The 18,229-nt window shown below is 69.7% G+C and carries 17 protein-coding genes; 9 read left to right on the forward strand and 8 right to left on the reverse strand.

What is annotated here, in order from left to right:
* Window positions 1-225: 225 nt before the first annotated feature.
* Window positions 226-1,323, reverse strand: coding sequence for an ABC transporter ATP-binding protein (locus LV79_RS30805; protein ID WP_253841796.1), 1,098 nt, complete (start codon window positions 1,321-1,323; stop codon window positions 226-228).
* Window positions 1,324-1,599: 276 nt separating this feature from the next.
* On the opposite strand from LV79_RS30805, the gene LV79_RS30810 reads away from it, so the two are divergent.
* The 5 genes from LV79_RS30810 (at window position 1,600) to LV79_RS30830 (ending at window position 7,140) form a co-directional block, all read left to right on the forward strand.
* Window positions 1,600-2,889, forward strand: coding sequence for an ABC transporter substrate-binding protein (locus tag LV79_RS30810; protein ID WP_253841797.1), 1,290 nt, complete (start codon window positions 1,600-1,602; stop codon window positions 2,887-2,889).
* Between the two features lie 76 nt (window positions 2,890-2,965).
* A complete protein-coding gene (locus tag LV79_RS30815; RefSeq protein WP_253841798.1) occupies window positions 2,966-3,907 on the forward strand; it encodes a carbohydrate ABC transporter permease in 942 nt (313 codons plus the stop codon).
* Window positions 3,904-4,722, forward strand: a complete 819-nt coding sequence (locus LV79_RS30820; RefSeq protein ID WP_253841799.1) for a carbohydrate ABC transporter permease — start codon at window positions 3,904-3,906, stop codon at window positions 4,720-4,722. Before LV79_RS30815 ends, LV79_RS30820 begins: the two co-directional genes overlap by 4 nt.
* A 275-nt stretch (window positions 4,723-4,997) precedes the next feature.
* Complete coding sequence (locus LV79_RS30825; protein WP_253841893.1) at window positions 4,998-5,429, forward strand: MarR family winged helix-turn-helix transcriptional regulator; 432 nt, start codon at window positions 4,998-5,000, stop codon at window positions 5,427-5,429.
* Between the two features lie 46 nt (window positions 5,430-5,475).
* Window positions 5,476-7,140, forward strand: coding sequence for a glutamate--tRNA ligase (locus LV79_RS30830; RefSeq protein WP_253841800.1), 1,665 nt, complete (start codon window positions 5,476-5,478; stop codon window positions 7,138-7,140).
* A gap of 182 nt (window positions 7,141-7,322) precedes the next feature.
* Here LV79_RS30830 and LV79_RS30835 read toward each other — a convergent pair whose 3' ends face one another.
* Window positions 7,323-8,912, reverse strand: a complete 1,590-nt coding sequence (locus tag LV79_RS30835; RefSeq protein WP_253841801.1) for a glycoside hydrolase family 13 protein — start codon at window positions 8,910-8,912, stop codon at window positions 7,323-7,325.
* Window positions 8,913-9,323: 411 nt separating this feature from the next.
* Here LV79_RS30835 and LV79_RS30840 point away from each other — a divergent pair, with 411 nt between their 5' ends.
* Window positions 9,324-9,581: a hypothetical protein gene (locus tag LV79_RS30840; RefSeq protein WP_253841802.1), complete on the forward strand. Its 258-nt coding sequence runs from the start codon at window positions 9,324-9,326 to the stop codon at window positions 9,579-9,581.
* Between the two features lie 202 nt (window positions 9,582-9,783).
* On the opposite strand, the gene LV79_RS30845 is transcribed toward LV79_RS30840, so the two are convergent.
* Window positions 9,784-10,266 carry an anthrone oxygenase family protein gene (locus LV79_RS30845; RefSeq protein ID WP_253841803.1) on the reverse strand — a complete coding sequence of 161 codons (483 nt, stop codon included), beginning with the start codon at window positions 10,264-10,266 and terminating at the stop codon, window positions 9,784-9,786.
* 450 nt (window positions 10,267-10,716) lie between these two features.
* Window positions 10,717-12,117 (reverse strand): M14 family zinc carboxypeptidase, encoded by a 1,401-nt coding sequence (locus LV79_RS30850; protein ID WP_253841804.1) that lies wholly within the window; start codon window positions 12,115-12,117, stop codon window positions 10,717-10,719.
* Window positions 12,118-12,521: 404 nt separating this feature from the next.
* Between LV79_RS30850 and LV79_RS30855 the strand changes: the two genes are divergently transcribed.
* The gene (locus LV79_RS30855; protein ID WP_253841805.1) at window positions 12,522-14,933 is read left to right on the forward strand and encodes a chitinase C-terminal domain-containing protein; all 2,412 of its coding nucleotides are present in this window, start codon (window positions 12,522-12,524) and stop codon (window positions 14,931-14,933) included.
* Window positions 14,934-15,084: 151 nt separating this feature from the next.
* On the opposite strand, the gene LV79_RS30860 is transcribed toward LV79_RS30855, so the two are convergent.
* Window positions 15,085-15,672, reverse strand: coding sequence for an NADPH-dependent F420 reductase (locus LV79_RS30860; protein ID WP_253841806.1), 588 nt, complete (start codon window positions 15,670-15,672; stop codon window positions 15,085-15,087).
* 64 nt (window positions 15,673-15,736) lie between these two features.
* Here LV79_RS30860 and LV79_RS30865 point away from each other — a divergent pair, with 64 nt between their 5' ends.
* The gene (locus tag LV79_RS30865) at window positions 15,737-16,066 is read left to right on the forward strand and encodes a winged helix-turn-helix transcriptional regulator (protein ID WP_253841807.1); all 330 of its coding nucleotides are present in this window, start codon (window positions 15,737-15,739) and stop codon (window positions 16,064-16,066) included.
* Window positions 16,067-16,300: 234 nt separating this feature from the next.
* Entirely contained in the window at window positions 16,301-16,855 is a 555-nt protein-coding gene (locus tag LV79_RS30870; RefSeq protein ID WP_253841808.1) for a snapalysin family zinc-dependent metalloprotease, read from the forward strand.
* 218 nt (window positions 16,856-17,073) lie between these two features.
* On the opposite strand, the gene trxA is transcribed toward LV79_RS30870, so the two are convergent.
* From trxA to LV79_RS30885, 3 genes are read right to left on the reverse strand one after another with little or no spacing between them, the layout of a single operon-like run.
* Window positions 17,074-17,388: a thioredoxin gene (trxA, locus tag LV79_RS30875; RefSeq protein WP_253841809.1), complete on the reverse strand. Its 315-nt coding sequence runs from the start codon at window positions 17,386-17,388 to the stop codon at window positions 17,074-17,076.
* Window positions 17,385-17,774, reverse strand: coding sequence for a MerR family transcriptional regulator (locus LV79_RS30880; protein ID WP_253841810.1), 390 nt, complete (start codon window positions 17,772-17,774; stop codon window positions 17,385-17,387). The genes trxA and LV79_RS30880 overlap by 4 nt, the downstream gene beginning before the upstream one ends.
* Window positions 17,775-17,803: 29 nt before the next feature.
* Window positions 17,804-18,205 (reverse strand): DUF1801 domain-containing protein, encoded by a 402-nt coding sequence (locus tag LV79_RS30885; protein ID WP_253841811.1) that lies wholly within the window; start codon window positions 18,203-18,205, stop codon window positions 17,804-17,806.
* Window positions 18,206-18,229 lie beyond the last annotated feature (24 nt).

The following is an 18,229-nucleotide window of genomic DNA, read 5'->3' on the forward strand; positions in this document are numbered from 1 at the left end:
GAAGCGGAGGCCCGAGACCCGGACTTCCCCCAGCTCAACGCCACTCAGCCACGGCCGCCAAGATCAACCCGCACCAAAGACCCCCGAATACACAGCCTACCGAGGGGAACGCAAGCGCGGAGAGGCTGAAGTTCGACCCTGTGGACAACCCAGCCCCATGTGGACAACTTCCAACACCCCTAGCCGCCCTGCAAAGGCAACTCCCCAGCTCCCGAGCCGGCCCCCTCAAACCAGCCTGTCACCCGTTTCAGGGTGGAACAGGTGGAGCTCGTCCGAGTTGCGGACAGCAACGCGAATCGTGTCAGCGAGCGTCGGTGGCGTGCGGCCGTCCACGCGGAGGACCAGACGCGTGGGGTCTGGGTCTTGAGGGAGAGACCCGTGAACAAGGGCATCAGCGCCCAGTTCCTCCACGAGTTCCACCGTCAGGTCGAACCCCGGCGTATCAGCGCCCACCGGGGTCAACGACTCCGGTCGCACCCCCAAGGTCACCTCCGTCAGCTCCGCCTTCGCAATAGCCGTAAGCGCTTCGCGAGGAAGAGGCACAGGCAAGCCGCCCACCGTCACCCCATCAGCTGTCACGGCCGTAGAGCGCAAGTTCATCGACGGCGACCCGATGAACCCGGCCACAAAGGCGTTGTCCGGCCGGTCGTACAGCGCGCGCGGCGTGGCGCATTGCTGCAGCAGGCCGTCCTTGAGCACGGCGACCCGGTGGCCCATGGTCATGGCCTCCACCTGGTCGTGCGTCACGTAGATGGTGGTGGTGCCGAGGCGGCGTTGCAGGGCGGCGATGTTGGCGCGGGTCTCGACGCGCAGTTTCGCGTCCAAGTTGGACAGTGGCTCGTCCATGAGGAACACCGCCGGGTCGCGGACGATGGCGCGGCCCATGGCGACGCGTTGGCGTTGGCCGCCGGAGAGGGCTTTGGGTTTGCGGGCGAGGTAGGGCTCCAGGTCGAGCAGGCGCGCGGCCTCGGTGACCTTCTCGGCGATGGCGGCTTTCGTCAACCCCTGAAGTTTGAGCGCGAACCCCATATTCTGCGCGACCGTCATATGGGGGTAGAGCGCGTAGGACTGGAACACCATCGCGATATCGCGGCCCTTCGGCGGGATGGCGGTGACATCGCGGTCGCCGATCCAGACGCGGCCCTCGTCGACCTCCTCGAGGCCTGCCAGCATCCGCAGCGCGGTCGACTTCCCGGAGCCGGAAGGTCCCACCAGCACCAGGAACTCACCGTCGTCGATGGACAGGTCGAGCTCGTCCACCGCCCGCACCGGCGGGGAACCCGGGTACACCCGCGACGCCGCCTCGTAGCGCACCTCGGCCATCGATCACCCTTACGTCCGATTTCGCGAGATACCTCGCCTGGGCACACCGGAGCACCAGAGTGCCCCATCTCCGCGATCGGCACCAGGCGAGCTTCCCGCATTGCCGTAAAGCGTCATCCGAATGCCGCACCGTTTGGTAACAAAACGGTAACGACGTGCAGTTGTGCATTTCCCACCCGGCGGCGGGCGAGAACAGTGCGAGAGCACAACGGGGCGTTTCCGGTCACCGCGTGCTCGGCGGTTTCCGGTCCCCCGCAACGCTTTCAGGAGGCTCCCGTGATCCTGCCCCGCCGAATCGCCCTCGTCACCGCGGCCACCGCGGCGCTCGTCCTCGGCGCGAGCGCGTGCGGGTCCGGCACCGGCAGCCAGGCGCCACCGGGGCCAGCGGCGCTCGAGGGGGTCGGCCCGATCACCCTGGTCACCGGCAAGGACACCTCCGGCAACCTGCAGAACCAGGTCGACGAGTGGAACGCCGCGCACGCCGACCAGAAGGTCACGGTGATCGAGCTCCCCGAGGACGCCGACGCCCAGCGCCAGCAGATGGTGCAGAACGCCAGGACCCAGTCCGACGCCTACGGGGTGCTCAACCTCGATGTCGTGTGGACCGCCGAGTTCGCGGCCAACCAGTGGGTGGTCCCGTTGCCGGAGGCCGACTTCCCGCTCACCGAGCTGCTGCCCGCCACCGTCGAGACCGGCAAGTACTTCAAGCGCCTCTACGCGGTCCCGATCACCTCCGACGGCGGGCTTCTGTACTACCGCAAGGACTTGCTCGACGCCGCGGGGCTCAAGCCGCCCACCACCTGGGCCGAGCTCAAGGACGCCTGCGCCAAGGTGCTGCCCAGCAGCCCCGGGACCGCCTGCTACGCCGGGCAGTTCGAGAAGTACGAGGGGCTGACCGTCAACTTCAGCGAGGCCGTCAACTCCGCGGGCGGCACCGTGGTCGGCGACGACGGCAGGCCGACGCTCAACACCGACGCCGCCACCGAGGGGCTGAAGTTCCTGGTGGACGCGGTGAAGTCCGGCGAGATCCCGCAGAAGGCGCGCACCTTCAAGGAAGAAGAGGGCAGGCGCGCGTTCCAGGCCGGTGAGCTGCTGTTCCACCGGCAGTGGCCCTACCAGTACGCCAAGGCGGGCGCCACCGACGGCTCCTCCGCGGTCGCGGGCAAGTTCGCCGTCGCCCCGCTGCCCGGTGCCAAGGGGCCAGGCGCTTCCGCGCTCGGCGGCCACAACTACGCCGTCAGCGCCTACACCAAGAACAAGAAGACCGCCGTGGACTTCATCAAGTACTCGGTGAGCGAGGACCAGCAGCGCAAGAACCTGGAGAAGTCCTCGCAGGCCCCGACCTGGGCCGCGCTCTACGACGAGGCCGACCTGGTGGCGAAGTTCCCGTACCTGACGGTGCTGAAGAAGAGCATCGAGAACGCGGTGAAGCGCCCCTCGGTGGTCAAGTACCAGGAGGTGTCGCGCGCCATCCAGGAGGCGGCCTACAGCGCGATGAGCGGCGGCAGCACACCGGAGGACGCGCTGAAGTCGTTGCAGGGCAAGCTCGAGTCCCTCACCCAGTGAGCCAGGTCGGCGACGGGGTACCCCCAGGCCCCGTCGCCGACCACCCCGGAGGTGCGTTGTGGTCACCCTCGCCCCGGTGGAGCCCGTCGGGCCCGCCCCGGCCGGACCCGGTCGCCGGTCGGGCACCGGCAGGCTCGCCGCGCTGCTGGTCTCGCCGACGCTGCTCGTGCTCGGCCTCGTCGTGGCCTACCCGATCCTGTCCGCCGTGCGGCTCGCGTTCTTCCAGCGCGACGACGGCATCGACCCGGAAACGGGGCTGCGCAAGCAAGGCGATGTGTTCGTCGGGTTCGACAACTTCACCGACATGTTCACCGGCGACACCGCGGACCGGTTCCTCAACGCGCTGGCCAACACCACCAGCTTCACCGTCGCCGCCGTGTCGGTCGAGGTCGTCCTCGGTGTGCTGATGGCGCTGCTGATGCACCGCGCGTTCCGGGGCCGCGCCCTGGTGCGCGCGGCGATCCTGGTGCCGTGGGCGGTGCCGACCGCGATCGCGGGTCTGCTGTGGCGCTGGGTGTTCCAGGCCGACGGCGTCGCCAACGACCTGCTGCCCGGCCCGCCGGTGCTGTGGACGACCGACGGCGCGCAGGCCTGGTTCGCCGTCGTCATCGCCGACACCTGGAAGACGGCGCCGTTCATCGGGTTGCTGGTGCTCGCCGGGTTGCAGGTCATCTCGGCGGAGATCTACGAGGCCGCCCGGCTCGACGGCGCGGGCCCGGTGCGCACGTTCTTCGCGATCACGCTGCCGCTGGTGAAGCCGACCCTGCTGGTCGCGGTGCTGTTCCGGGTGCTGGACACGCTGCGGATGTTCGACCTGCCCTACACCCTGATCGGGCCGGGCAAGGACGCCACGGACACGGTGACCGTGCTGGCCTTCGAGGAAGCGGTGAAGTTCGGCAAGTACGGCCCGGCGTCGGCGTACGCGGTGGTGCTGTTCCTGTACGTGGCCGTGGTGGCGTTCGTGTTCGTCCGGCTGCTCGGCGCGGACGTGTTCGGCACCAGGAAGGGGTCCCGATGAGCGTGCTCCGATGGCGCTACCTGGGGATCGGCGCGATCGTGCTCTACTGCCTGGCGCCGTTCTACTGGATGGTCGTGTCCAGCCTGCGCCGCACCAGCGACATCTTCGACTCCGGCCCGGTCCCCGCGCCGATGTCGCTGGAGTCCTACCGCGCGGCCTTCGCCGAGGGCAACGGGTTCCTGCGGGCGCTGCTCAACAGCTTCGTCGTCGCCGGGGCGACCACGGTGCTGGCCCTGGTCGTGGCGACCGTCGCCGCCTACGCGCTGGCCAGGCTGGAGTTCCGCGGCAAGAACCTGGTGCTCGCGCTGATCATCGCCACCAGCATGTTCCCCGGCATCTCGCTGCTGATCCCGCTGCTGGAGCTGTTCTCCGGCATCGGCTGGATCAACACCTACCAGGCGATGATCGTCCCGTCGATCGGCTGCGTGCTGCCGCTGGCGGTCTGGAACCTGACCGCGTTCTTCCGCCAGATGCCGCACGAGCTGGAGGAGGCCGCCCAGATCGACGGCTGCACCCCCGCGGGCGCCTTCCGCCGCGTCATCCTCCCGCTGGCCGCACCCGGCGTGTTCACCACCGCGATCATCACCTTCATCGCCGCCTGGAACGAGTTCATCATCGCCCTGTCGGTGGTCAACCGCACCGAGCTCAAGACCGCCCCGGTGATCACCAGCCAGTTCACCGGCACCACCTCCTTCGACTCCCCCTTCGGCACCCAGATGGCCGCGGGCGTCATCGTCACCATCCCCCTGGTGATCCTCGTCCTCCTCTTCCAACGCCGCATCGTCGCAGGCCTCACCGCAGGCGGCGTCAAGTAACCCGGTTGTCCACAGCGCAACCCTTTGCCGGTCCACTCCGCACGCCATCCCCGGTAAGCTGGCTATCGGGGGCTGCTCAGTCGCGTTCGGACCAGTTGTCCACACCCCCTCCGCCGCTCGCCCCGTCCGCCCGCCGTTCCCCGATAGACTGGAAAACGGGGGCTGCTCAGGTCGGTTCGATCTTGGAGTGGGGCGGACCCGGCACCGGCAAGTAGGCTGCCGCCGTGAGTGATCCGCAGGCGATCGGGACCCGGCTCCGGCACGTGCTGGAGTTGATGGAGGCCGACATCGCCCGGGTGTACACCGAGGCGGGGTTGGGGTGGTACCGGCCGCGGTTCAGCGCCTACGTGCGGTTGCTCGCCGCCAGGGGGCCGCACTCCATCCGGGAACTGGCGACCGCCGTCGGGGTCACGCACTCCGCCGCCAGCCAGACCGTGGCCCAGATGCGGCGCGACGGGCTGGTGACCCTCGAACCCGGGGCCGACGCCCGCCAGCGCATCGTGCGGCTCACCCCGCGCGCCGAGGAGCTGCTCCCGTTCCTCGACGCCGAGTGGCAGGCCACCGCGACGGCCGCCACGGCCCTGGAGGCCGAGCTGCCCTACCCGCTCGGCACGCTGCTGACCGCGTTGGAGGCCGCGTTGGAGCGCAAGCCGCTGCGCGCGCGCATCGCCGAGACATGGCCGGGCGCGCCGGGGCCCACCGGCTAGTCTGGGGTCCCCAGTGCTGATACCCGGAAGCGAGACTGACCCACCCATGTCCGACCGCGCGGCCATCGACGCCCTGTTCCCCGCCGACCTGCCCGACCCGGAGCACTGGGAGCGCCGGTACCCGGCCCGCGAGCTGCCCGAGGGCGCCAAGGTCACCCGGTTCGGGCCGTCGCCGACCGGGTTCGTGCACATCGGTGGTGTCTACGTGTCTACCATCGACAAGGACATCTCGGCCCGTTCGGGTGGCGTGTACATCGTCCGGGTGGAGGACACCGACCAGTCGCGTGAGGTCGAGGGCGCGCTGGCGCAGTTCACCCGGGCGTTCGACTACTTCGACCTGCGCCCCGACGAGGGTGACGACGCAGCGGGCGGCGACACCGGCGCGTACGGTCCGTACCACCAGTCCGCCCGCGAGTCGATCTACCTCACCTACGTGCGGGAGCTGCTGCGCGAGGGCAAGGCGTACCTCTGCTTCGCCACCAAGGACGAGCTGGCCGACATCTCGGCCAAGCAGCAGGCCACCAAGCTGCCCACCGGCTACTACGGCAGGTGGGCGCTCTGGCGCGACGCCGACCCGGCCGCGGTGGCCGCCAAGCTCGCTGAGGGCGTGCCCTACGTCGTGCGGTTCCGGGTGCCCGACGACGGCCCGAGCAGGGTCCGGTTCACCGACGAGATCCGCGGCGAGCTCGAGGCCGAGGCCAACCGCAACGACGCGGTGATCCTCAAGTCGTCCGACACCTCGCCGCGGCTGCCCACCTACCACTTCGCGCACGCCGTCGACGACCACCTGATGCGGGTCAACCAGGTCATCCGCGGCGAGGAGTGGATCTCCTCGGTGCCGCTGCACCTGCAGCTGTTCGCCGCGCTGGGCTTCGAGCCGGTCCCGTACGCGCACATCGCGCCGCTGATGAAGCAGATCCCCGGCGGCAAGCGCAAGCTCTCCAAGCGCAAGGACCCCGAGGCGGGCGTCGACTTCTACATCGAGGCGGGCTACCCGGCCGCGGCGATCCTGTACTACCTGCGCGGCCTGGCCAACGGCCGCCTCGCCGAGGTCCCGCTCGCCGAGGCGCTGGCCACCCCGATCAGCCTCGCCCAGTGCGGGGTCGCGGGTCCGCTGGTCGACCTGGTCAAGCTCGAGGACATCAGCGCCGACCACGTCTCGACGCTGACCAGCGACCAGGTCTACGACGCGGTCCGCGCCTGGGCCGAGCAGTACGACAAGGAACTCAGCACCGTGCTCGACGCCGAGCGAGACCTGGCACTGCGCGCGATCGCGGTCGAGCGCGAGGGCGTGGAGAACCCGCGCAAGGACCTCCGCAAGTGGTCGGACTTCCGCGCCGCCTACGGGTTCTTCTTCCCCGCCCTGTTCACCCCCCTGGCGGGCCCGACCGACGACCGCGTCACCCCGCTCGGCGTCGCCACCGACGTGGTCACCGCCTTCGCCACCGACCTCGCCGACGGCTACACCCACGCGGCCGAGCAGCCGGACTGGTTCAACCAGGTGCGCGAACTCGCCACCAAGCACGGCTTTGCCCCCAGCCCCAAGGACTTCAAGAAGAACCCCGAAGCCTTCCCGGGTTCCATCCGCGAGGCCTCACAGCTGGTCCGCGTCGCCCTGACCGGCTCCACCCGCAGCCCGGACCTGCACGCCATCAGCCAGGCCCTGGGCGCGGACGAGGTCCTGCGCAGGCTCCGCGCCCTCGCGGGCTAGCCGTCCGACTCGCGGTGCCGGGTGGTGTCCCGGCACCCCGAGTCGACCAAGGAATCGTCCACCGCGCGACGATGTCCTGGGTTAGCAACAATCTCGCGCTGGTCGACCTGTGCGCCGTCGGTCAAGCTCCTGGTGTGGGCGGGCTCGCGGTGCCGGGTGGCGTCCCGGCACCGCGAGTTCTACTAAGGAATTGCCCACCAGGCGGCAGTGTCCTGGGGTAGAAGTAGTTTCGCACCGTCTACTTCGCACTGTTCGGACGTGAGGAGCAGCGGTCCACAGAGGATCTCCGTGTCCGGGCCGAAGTTCACCGCGCAGCCGAGGCCGCCCCGGTGGAACGTGAGGACGCCGGGCGCCGACTCGAGCCATTCCAGTTCGGCGGCTTGGTCGAAGTCCCGCCGTAGCCGTAGCGCTGTGCGGTAGAGCTCGAGCACAGACGCCGGGTCGTCGGTTTGGGCTGCTACCGACAGATCCGACCACCCCGACGGCTGCGGCAGCCACGGTGTCGTGCCGTCCGGGGCGAAGCCGAGTGCGGTTCCGGAGCGGGTCCACGGGATCGGGACCCGGCACCCGTCGCGGCCGCGTTCGGTGTGGTTGGAGCGGCGCCAGATGGGGTCCTGGAGTACCGAGTCCGGCAGGTCGAGCACCTCCGGCAGGCCCAACTCCTCGCCCTGGTACAGGTACACCGACCCCGGCAACGCGAGGGTCAGCAACGTCGCCGCGCGGGCCCTCCGGACGCCGACCGGGCCGTCTCCGTAGCGGGTCACCACGCGTTGGACGTCGTGGTTGGACAGGACCCAGGTCGCGGGCGCGCCGACGGGGGTCGTCGCCGCAAGGGTGCCTGTGATGACCGCGCGCAGGTCGGCGGCCGACCAGTCGGCGCGCAGGTAGTGGAAGTTGAACGCCTGGTGCAGCTCGTCCGATCGGACGTAGCGGGCGGTGCGGGCGGCGTCGCGCGTCCAAGCCTCGGCCACCGCCACCCGCGGCGGGGAGTACGAGTCGAGCACCGCGCGCCACGAGCGGTAGATCTCGTGCACGCCCTCCTGGTCGAAGTACGGCAGCCGCTGGGTGTCGGCGACGCCGTGTTGGTCGTTGTCCCCGGCGTCGGGCAGGCCGTCGGCCTTGACCAGGCCGTGCGCCACGTCGATCCGGAACCCGTCGACCCCGAGGTCCAGCCAGAACCGCAGCACGTCGACGTACTCGGTCCGCACCTCGGGATTGGACCAGTCCACATCGGGTTGGCTGGAGTCGAACAGGTGCAGGTACCACTCGCCGTCGGGGACCCTGGTCCAGGCCGGACCGCCGAACACCGATTCCCAGTCGTTGGGAGGACCGTCGCCGCGCCCCGGCCGGAACAGGTACCTGGCCCGCTCGGGGGACCCGGGCGGGGCCGTCAGTGCCTGCTGGAACCACGGGTGCGCCGCCGAGGTGTGGTTGGGCACGATGTCGACGATCACCCGCAACCCCAGCGCGTGCGCGTCGGCCACCAGGCCGCGCGCGTCGTCGAGGGTGCCGAACGCCGGGTCGACGTCGCGGTAGTCGGCGACGTCGTAGCCGCCGTCGGCCATGGGGGAGGGGTAGAACGGGGTGATCCACAGCGCGTCGACGCCGAGGTGGGCCAGGTGGCCCAGTCGGGACCGGATGCCGGGCAGGTCGCCGATCCCGTCGCCGTCGCTGTCGGCGAAGCTGCGAACGTAGACCTGGTAGATCACCGCGTGCCGCCACCAGTGGGCGCCGGGGTCCCCGGTCACTGCTGTGCTCGAGTCGGGGCTCATGCTCCAAGCTACCACCGGGTACTGGCGGTGTGACGCGGGTCATGGCTATAGTCGACAACTTCCTTTAGCGCCGTCGCCGCGCTCGTCGACCCCGATCGGTGAGTTCTCCTCAATGATCGGATCCGACCTTCCACACCGGATTGTTCACCCACGCTAATATATCGTCCATGTAATGGTCAGGTGTTATGGGGTTGCACAGCGAAAGCGCACCTGCAACTTGCAGATTTGGATTTATTATTTAGCCGGGTGATACCCCGTTCGGCCGTGTTATGGCGGTAGGGTGGCGGTATCGCGACCGGTCGCCCGAAAAAAGATCGAGCCAATTCACCCGATCGTGATCACCCTGTGGCGTTCGGGTGGCATTCTTGAGGTGTGACCGCCACTGGGCGGTACCGCGAGGGGGTGGGGGATATGCGCGAGAATGCCTTCGAGGACGCGGCCGGGTGTTTCGAGTCGACCGGCTACCCGCGGTCGATCAACGACCCGGTCATCGTCGACCGGGCGGACGCCGCTGAAGCGCTGCTGCGATTCTTCCTCTCCAACGCCGACGCCAACGACCACGACGCCAACGACTACCTCGTCGAGGAGTTCTGCAGGCGTTCGCGCGACTCGCGCACGACCGCCGCGCCGATCCCGGTGCAGATGGTCCCGCTGGTCGAGTGCGACTGAAACCGCGATAGCGGCCTTATCCGACTATTCAGCGTATTGGCGACCAGCGGCGGATGGCCGGGCGTCGAACCCGCGACAAGGGAAGCGGCCGGGCCGCGCCCGAGGACGAACCCACTGGTTCCCTCGGCGGCTTGGCGGTGATCACCACGCGGCGCGATAGTTCAGTGCGTCGAGCAACCGGCGCCGCGCGCCCGAACGTGGGTCACCCGACCACGAACGCCACGGCCGCCCCTGTCGAGGCGACCGTTCGGACGTGGTTCCACGCCGTCCACCGCCGCAGGTAGCCGGGCCAGTACTCGGCTGCCTCGGCGGTGCCCGGCTCCAGGGCGTCGAGCTCGGTGTTCCACGGGACGTTGCGGACCCCGGTCACCACGAACACCCCCAGCAGGTACAGGGCGGCGCCGAGCACCCGGGGCCACGGGCCCGCGATCGCCAGCCAGACGCCCAGCACGCCGGTGCCCAGGAACAGCACCAGGAACAGCGGGGTGATGATGACCCGGTTGATCGACCGCATGGTGGCCACCCCGACCTCGGCGGGCAGCGGGGCCAGCGCCCGCATCACCACGACGGAGAAGGTGAAGAACAGCCCGGCGACCATGCCCGCCATGACCGCCGCGACGACCCCGACGACGTCGGTCGCGCCGAGAGCAGTGGCGCCGAGGGCGGCGAGCTGCGGGGAGTCCACGTCGGACAGGCTAGCGGTTGTTCTACGCCTGGAGGAAATCGACCGGCAGCGCGCGGCGGGCGGCGGAGGTGGGGCTGTCAAGGCCTGCGGGCTGGAGTGGACCGGTCCACCCGGGCATACACCGAATGCGGTGCGGGGGTTTTCAGGGTCTGGTCGCGCCCCTGCATGACGCGACCAGACCCGGCGCTCGGGTCTCAGCGAGGGCACGGACCCGCGAACGCGTTCCCGCCGTTCGGGCGCCCTCCCGGGGGGAACGGGTACACCATAGAGCGTCCGGCGGCGGTAGCGGCAGCCGGTTGGGGGAGAAAACCGGGAAAAAAAATCGCGAGGGCCGGGCGCGTGAGGGTGCGCCCGGCCCTCGCCGGGACCCCGGTGCGAACGCAGGCATCGCCCGCACCGGGGTGGGGGAGCCGCCGCCCCTGTCTCGACCGCGCGCCCCCGGTGTGGCTGTCAGCCGGAGTACGGCTTGGCCGCCTTGCTCGCCGCGTACAGCAGCATGCCCTTGACCTTCGGCCAGTACAGGCTCGTCTGGCACGAGTAGGCGGGGGTGAACCCGGAGCAGGTGCCGCTCGGGTTGCCGATCTCCCACACGAAGCTGGACACGCCCAGGTCGTCGTAGACCCAGTCGTCGGTCGCGCCACCGGCGTTGTAGAGGATCTCGCCGGGTTGCCCGTAGCGCCAGCCACCGGCCAGCGAGGCCATCTGCCTGGCGATGGCGCGCAGGCTCGCGTCGTTGCCCGACTTCACCGAGGAGTTGAAGCCCCACGGGAACAGCACCATGTTGGAGTAGCTGTGCATGCTGATGACCATGCCGGTGGTGTCGGCGGGCGCGGCCGCGGTGGTGCCGGTGGCCCGGCGGTCGCGGTAGAGCGAACGCCACAGCGACTGCAGCGCCTTGGTCTCGACCTCCGAGTTGGCGCTGGGGCCGCGGTAGGTCTCCGAGCACGGCGAGGTGCTGCTGCCCACGCCGTAGCCCGAGCTGGTGTTGCGGTTGAGGTCGATGCCGACCTGGCTCGACCCGCCGGTGGTGCCGCAGCCGGTGCCGTTGGTGTTGTTGGCGTTCTTGCGCTGCAGGTACGGGTACGACCCGCCGCGCTGGACGATGTCGACGCCGTCGGGGTTGGCGATCGGGACGACCCACACCTCGGTGGTGTTGAGCAGGGTCGTCACCTGGGTGTCGGTGCCGTAGCCGTCGGTGAGGTGATCGATCCAGCGGTAGGCGACGTCACCGGTGGTGATCTCGCGGGCGTGCAACTGGCCCATGACGAACAACCGGGGCTTCGGCGCGGCTGTGGAGAGCGCGCAGTCACCCGCGTTCTTCTTGGTGATGCAGATGGCCTTGAGGTCGTAGCCGCCGGAGCCCCGGCTCTTGCGCCACGAGTCGCCGTAGTCGACGACGGTCGCCAGCGCGGCGTGGTCGCGCGCCACCTGGTCGAGGTGGGCGTACTGCGCGTTGACCGTGCGGTACCCGCCCGCGTAGGTCTCTTCGGCCACGGCGGCGTCGAGCGAGGCCGCTTGGCCGCTGCGCGCGGGAGGCGCCCAGTTCACCGGCGGCAGCACCTGGTCGACGGACGCGCGGTGGCCCGCGGCGCGCAGCCGGGTGCCCACGTCGGCTGAACCCATGACGAACAGGTCACCGCCTTGGCGCTCTTCGAGCACGTCGAAGCCTTCGCGCAGCAACGCCTCCGCGCGGTCCACGCCACCGGTGACCCGGTAGACGTAGCTCGCGCTGGGCTGTTGCGGGGTGGGGGAGGGGGCGGCTGACGCCCCCGGGAACGCCCCGGCGAGCATCGCGGCCGCGGCACCGGCCGCGACCGTCATCGCCAGAGCGGAACGTCGGGTGAGGGACACCCGTGCACCTCCTCGCGTCGCGAACCCGGTCCCCGATCGGCAGGGTGGGGCCGGGTACCGCAGTGGTTCGCGCGCCGCGGTGCACCGCGCGCGATGGGATCTCACCGAGGGTGCCCTATGACCGCTCCGGCGCGCCCATCTCAACTATGCATAGCGAACACCTAATGTCTGAACTGGGAAAATGGGATCACCTCAGCGGTTCCGACGGGCGTTCACCGTCCACGTCGGACTATCAGACGCCCCCGAGGGGTGGATGATTCACTCGATCATCCGATGTCCGGTGGGTGACGACCATGGGAACTGGGAAGGAAATAATTGGTCTAGACCGGTTGAGTTATGTGGTTTAGACCACTTACGCTCATGCACATCCCTGCATCCCTGCTCGTGTCCCCAGGAGGTGAAGCGTGGTCAGAAAGAGCCTCCCCTTGCTCCTCTTGCTGGCTCTGCTCTCCGGTATCACCCTCGCGGTCGCCGCGGCACCCAGCAACACCGCCGCGGCCGCCGACAACTCCGACTGCCGCCCGGACGGGTTGGCCACGACCGCGAACCTCGCGGTGCCCTACTGCCTCGCCTACGACACCGACGGCCGCGAGAAGATGGGTGCCGACCACCCGCGCCGCGTGATCGGCTACTTCACCAGCTGGCGCACCGGCAAGAACGGCCAGCCCGCGTACCTGGCCAGCAACATCCCGTGGAGCAAGATCACCCACATCAACTACGCGTTCGCCCACATCGACGGCGCGGGCAAGGTCTCGGTCGGCCCCGACTCGGCCGACAACCCCGCCACCGGCATGACCTGGCCGGGCGTCGCGGGCGCCGAGATGGACCCGTCGCTGCCCTACAAGGGGCACTTCAACCTCCTGAACAAGTACAAGAAGCAGTACCCCAACGTGAAGACGCTGATCTCGGTCGGCGGTTGGGCGGAGACCGGCGGTTACATCGGCGCTGACGGCAAGCGCGTCGCCGACGGCGGCTTCTACTCGATGACCGACTCCGCCGCGAAGATCAACACCTTCGCCGACTCGGCGGTGGACTTCATCCGCAAGTACGGCTTCAACGGCGTGGACATCGACTACGAGTACGCCACCTCGATGTCGAACTCGGGCAACCCCGACGACTTCACCGTCTCCAACCCGCGCCGCGCCAAGCTGATGGCCGGGTACGTGACGCTGATGAAGACGCTGCGCGAGAAGCTCGACGCGGCCGCCGTCGCCGACAACAAGTACTACACGCTCTCGGTCGCCGCGCCCTCCTCCGGCTACATGCTGCGCGGCATGGACACCTACCAGGTCACCCAGTACCTGGACTACCTGAACATGATGACCTACGACCTGCACGGCGCGTGGAACAACTTCGTCGGCCCGAACGCCGCGCTCTACGACGACGGCAAGGACGCGGAGCTCCAGTTCTGGCAGTACTACACGACCTCGCAGTACGCGGGGCTCGGTTATCTGAACAGCGACTGGTCCTACCACTACTTCCGCGGCGCCATGGGTGCGGGGCGGATCAACCTCGGTGTCCCGTACTACACCCGGGGTTGGCAGAATGTCACCGGTGGCACCAACGGGTTGTGGGGTTCGGCGCCACTGCCGGACCAGACCAAGTGCCCACCGGGCACCGGCGGCACGGTCGGCTCGAAGACCTCGTGCGGCAACGGCGCGGTCGGCATCGACAACCTCTGGCACGACGAGGACACCAAGGGCAGTGAGGTCCCGGCGGGCTCCAACCCGCTGTGGCACACCAAGAACCTCGCCGAGGGCAAGGTCGGCAGCTACGGCCCCGCCTACGGCCTCGACCCGACCAACAAGCCCGAGGACCGGCTGACCGGCACCTACGCCCGCAACTACGACTCGACCCTGGTCGCGCCGTGGCTGTGGAACGCGCAGAAGAAGGTCTTCCTGTCCACTGAGGACGAGCAGTCGCTCGGCACCAAGGCGCAGTACGTCGTCGACCGCGGCCTCGGCGGCATCATGATCTGGGAGCTGGCGGGCGACTACGCCTACGACCAGACCAAGGGCGAGTGGTTCATGGGCAACACGCTGACCACGCTGCTCTACGACAAGTTCAAGACGGCCTCGCCCTACGGCAACACCAAGGCCAAGATCACCATGCCCAGCGACGTGCTGGACGTGAAGTTCACCCTCGGCGGCTTCCCGGTCGGCGACGCGAACTACCCGATCACGCCCAAGGCGAAGGTCACCAACTCCTCGACCACGACCCTGCCCGGCGGCACCGAGATCCAGTTCGACTACGGGACCTCGGCCCCGCCGACCATCGGGCAGCAGTCCGGCTGGAGCCTGTCGGTGGTCTCCACCGGCCACACCGGCAACAACATCGGTGGCCTCAAGGGCGACCTGCACCGCTTCTCGCTGAAGCTGCCGTCCTGGCAGAGCCTGGCGCCGGGCGCCAGCGCCGAGGTGCAGCTGTCCTACTACCTGCCGGTGGCGACCCCGTCGAACATCACCATCACCTTCGGCGGCAAGTCCTACACCGCGGCGCAGGAGTACCTGCGCGGCACCGGTGGCACCACGCCCCCGTCGTCCACCACCGCCCCGCCGTCCAGCTCGACCCCGCCGTCGAGTTCGACCCCGCCGTCCAGCTCAACGCCGCCGTCGAGTTCCACGCCGCCGTCGTCGAGCACCACCAAGCCGCCGACGTGCACCGCGGCTGCCTGGGACGCGGCGAAGGTCTACGCGGCGGGCGGGACGACCGTGTCCTACAACGGTCGCCAGTACAAGAACAAGTGGTGGACCCAGGGCGACCGCCCCGACCTGAGCGGTCAGTGGGGGGTGTGGCAGGACCTCGGTGCCTGCTGACCCACCTGAGGTAGCCGGGTCCGCCACGCGGGCGGACCCGGTGTGAGAGCAACGCGGGACGATCGCCGGTGTACCCGGCCCGGCGGTCGCCCCGCGGTCCACTCGGACCGGCCCTGGGAACCCTGCCCCAGGGCCGGTCTTTCTTTTCCGGCTACGTGCTGGGAACCGCCGAGTTCGGGTTCACGCCCGCGAAGGCGAGGCCGATGACGAACCCGGCGACCTCCTCCAGCTGCCGGGCGCGGCTGAGCGGACCGAGGACGGCCGGGGTGGCCCCGGTCTCGCGGACCAGCCCGGCGACGGCGGTGAGCGCGGCCTGGTCGTCGCCGCAGAGCGGGACCACCGTGCCGGTCGCGTCGGCCCAGTGGGCGGCGGGGAACAGGTGGAACGCCTTGACCACGTGGGCGCCGCTGCTCTCGGCGACGGACTCGGCCGCCGAGGTGCTGGGCAGCAGGACGCCGATGCCGTGCTCGACGGCGTTCGTGGGGTCGATGAGCGCCTTGCCGCGCAGCGCGTCCCCAGCGGCCGCCAGGACGTCCGGCACGCCTTCCCAGCGCACGGCGAGCAGGGCGACGTCCGCGTTCGTGACGGCCTCGCGGAACGTCGCGGCGGTGGCACCCAGCCGGTCGGCCAGGGCGCGGGTGTTGGCGGGGGAGCGGCCCGCGATGGTCAGGTCGTGGTGTGCCCAACGGGCGCCGAGGGCGGCGGCGACCGCCCCGGTGCCGAGGATTGCGATTCGCATGCCGCGACGGTAGGCAGTTCGACGCGCACCGAACGGTAGGCGTCGGAGGCGGCACACTGGGGGAATGTGCGAGACGTGGGTGGCGGACTGCCGGTTGCGAGCGGGGACGGACCTGTTCGCGCACCGCTGGGACACGGTGCTGCTGGCCGCGCTGCGCCCCGGTCCGCTGCGCCGGGTGGACCTGCGGGCGTCGGTCGGCGGGCTCAGCGACAAGGTCCTCACCGAGTCGCTGCGCCGCCTGCTCGACCGGGGGCTCGTCGAGCGCCGCCGCTACGCCGAGGCCCCGCCGCGGGTCACCTACGAACTGAGCGCACTGGGCGTGACCCTGGTCGACGGGCCGTTGCGCGCATTGGGGGACTGGGTGGTCGAACACGGTGACGCACTGCTCGGCTGAGAATTTCTCTTGTACAGCGGACAATAGTCCCGTTACATCTGGGAAATCCCCACTTGGGCGGATTCCGAGCCCCGGATGGGCCACGCCACCTGCGACTATGTGAACGAGACCGGCGTAATAAGGCTGCTTTATGTCTTCGGTCTATATCTGGCCGTGATGGGTGTTCCTACACTCGGGAAGCCGAGTGTTCGAGAGAACACTTAAACCCTGCATCACAAACGCCAGGAGAGCCCTATGTCCCTGCGTGGATACACGCGCGTCCTCATCGCCGGTGCCGCACTGGTGCTCGGTCTCACCGGTGCGACCGCCACCGCCGCTGCCGCCCCGGCGGCGCCGCAGGCAGCGCCCACCGTCGCGGCCCGCACCGTCTACTACAGCGCCACCGGTTACAGCTCCCAGGCCGACCAGGCCGCCCAGATCTGGAACTCCCGGGTCCCGAACCTGCGCCTGGTCCGCGGCGGCAACGCCACCATCCGCATCTCGGCCACCAACGGCGGCGGTTCCCGCGCCTACCCGTGCGGCCTGGGCTGCGGCACCATCTACATCGACAACCGCGACGTCGCCGCGGGCAACGACGCCCTGCGCATCGTCGCCCACGAGATCGGGCACGCCCTCGGCCTGCCCGACAACTACAACGGCGTCTGCTCCCAGCTGATGTCCGGTGGCAGCGCGGGCACCTCGTGCCGCAACCCGTACCCGAACGCGACCGAGTCGAACCGGGTCAACCAGCTCTTCGCGGGCCGCGCGCAGCTCGCCCCGCTCAGCGAGACCCGGGTCTACGCAGGCTGACCCACCCCTGCGGTCTGTCCCCCCGGCGGTCCCGCGCCGCGTTGACCGCACCACACCGAGGCCCTGGCGGGCGTCCCACCCGCCAGGGCCTCGGTCTGTTGTGGACTGGAGGGTTGGCTGCCGACGACGGATGCACGACCTTGGTCGGCGGCCATCGGTTCAGCGTTGCCATCCCGCACTCGCGGCGTGATCCTCGGGCCGCTCTCGCCAGAAGGACCTTAGGCGGCGAGCGCCTTGTCGAGTTCGTCCTGGAGCCGGGACTTGGAGCGGGCGCCCACCCAGGTGGCCACGGGCTTGCCGTCCACGAAGAGCATCAGGGTCGGCAGCGACATGACCTGGTAGTCGCGGGCCACGCCGGGGTTTTCGTCGGAGTTGAGCTTGACCACGGTCAGGGGGCGTTCCGCGGCGATCTGTTCCAGGATGGGGGCGATCATGTGGCAGGGCGGGCACCACTGGGCCCAGAAGTCGACCAGGACCGGGCCGTCGGCCGCGAGCACGGTGTCGGCGAAGGTGGTGTCGGTGGCGGTGATCACGGGGTCTCCTGGACGGTGCAGGTGGGGTGGGGTTCGCGGGCCATGGCGGCGGCGAGTTTGCGGGTGAGGTCGGCGCGCAGGTCCGCCAGTTGGGCCAGGCAGGTCTCGACCTCGGTGAGTTTGCGGCGGTAGACCTCGACGGAGTCGGCGCAGGCGTCGCCCTCGGGGTTGCCCGCGCGCAGGCAGGCGACGAACGGGCGGGTGTCGGCGAGGCTGAACCCGGCGGCCTGCAGGGCGCGGATCTCGGCGACCAGGCGCAGGTCGTGCTCGTCGTAGGAGCGGTAGCCGTTGGGTGCGCGCTGGGCCGCGAGCAGGCCCTGGGCCTCGTAGAAGCGCAGGGTGCGCGTGGTCGTCCCGGTCCGTTTGGCCAGCTCACCGATCCGCATGCCGCTGACGGTAAACCTTGCCGCGCGGGTCAACGCAAGCGTTGTTTCGCGGCCTTCGAGATCTCGTCGGAGTTGGCGACGAAGTGGTCACGCTTGGCGACCGCCTCCCGGACGTAGGCGCCGACCTGGGCCGCGTCGACCTCGGCGCCGATGGGGATGTCCCAGGTCATCAGGGTGGCGGTGCCCGCGCGCAGCACCCCGAGCGGGTCGTCGAGCAGCACGCCCCACAGGAACCGCAGGCACGCGCCCTTGCGGGTGATGTTGATCCCGGTCACCCAGTGCTTCCAGCCGCCGTCCACCGTGTACATCAGCAGCCCGTACTTGACCGCGACGTCCAACTCGGCCACCGCCACGACGGCCTCGTGCAGCGCGAGGACGGTGGCGGCCTCCGCCGGGGTGTGCCGGTCCGCGTACTCCTGGGCGACGGTCATGCGCACACGGTAGCTGACCTGCGG

This window comes from Actinokineospora globicatena (assembly GCF_024171945.1).
In the GTDB taxonomy this organism is placed as follows: Bacteria; Actinomycetota; Actinomycetes; order Mycobacteriales; family Pseudonocardiaceae; genus Actinokineospora; species Actinokineospora globicatena.